General features: G+C 63.4%; 1 protein-coding gene and 1 pseudogene. Both read left to right on the top strand.

Annotation, left to right across the window (positions count from 1 at the left end; all coding sequences use genetic code 11):
* Positions 1–738 (top strand): electron transfer flavoprotein subunit beta/FixA family protein (locus IVB48_RS32985; RefSeq protein ID WP_247406716.1); only part of this gene is annotated, 738 nt, incomplete at its 5' end.
* Positions 738–865 (top strand): annotated as a pseudogene (locus IVB48_RS32980) (electron transfer flavoprotein subunit alpha/FixB family protein); the annotation flags it as partial. The gene IVB48_RS32985 and the pseudogene IVB48_RS32980, both read left to right, overlap by 1 nt.

Here is an 865-nt window from a genome sequence, read left to right as displayed (position 1 = left end):
GTGCCGGTAAAGCGGGTGGTCGATTACAACGTCAAGGTCCGCGTCAAGAGCGATGGATCGGGTGTTGAACTCGCCAACGTCAAAATGTCGATGAACCCGTTCGACGAAATTGCGGTCGAAGAAGCGCTGCGCCTGAAGGAAGCCGGCAAGGCGACCGAAGTCGTGGTGGTCTCCATCGGACCGGCGCAGGCGTCGGAAACGATCCGCACCGGTCTCGCCATGGGCGCCGATCGCGGCATCCTGGTGAAGGCCGACGGCGCGGTCGAGCCGCTCGCGGTCGCCAAGATACTGAAGAAGATCGCAGACGAAGAGCAGCCGGGCCTGATCATTCTCGGCAAGCAGGCGATCGACGACGACAGCAACCAGACCGGCCAGATGCTGGCCGCGCTGCTCGGCTGGTCACAGGCGACCTTTGCATCGAAGCTCGAGGTCGATGGTTCTGACTTCAAGGTCACCCGCGAAGTCGACGGCGGCTTGCAGACAGTGAAGCTGAAGGGACCGGCGATCGTCACCACCGATCTCCGTCTCAACGAGCCGCGCTACGCCTCGCTGCCCAACATTATGAAGGCCAAGAAGAAGCCGATCGCGGACAAGAGCGTTGCCGACTACGGCGTCGACGTCACCGCACGCCTCGAAGTTCTCAAGACGACGGAGCCCGCGGGCCGCAAGGCCGGCGTCAAGGTCAAGGACGTCGCCGAGCTGGTGTCGAAACTCAAGAACGAAGCCGGGGTGCTCTGATGACGACGCTTCTGATTGCCGAACACGACAATGCGTCGCTCAAGGATGCGACCAACAAGGCCCTGACCGCGGCGGCCGCGCTCGGCGCGGACGTCGAGGTTCTGGTGGCCGGCGAGAACGCCAAGGC

Origin of the sequence: Bradyrhizobium sp. 76 (genome assembly GCF_023073025.1) — a bacterium.
In the GTDB taxonomy this organism is placed as follows: Bacteria; Pseudomonadota; Alphaproteobacteria; order Rhizobiales; family Xanthobacteraceae; genus Bradyrhizobium.
Note: the sequence above shows the minus strand (reverse complement) of the source record. Positions and strands in the feature narration are given on the sequence as shown.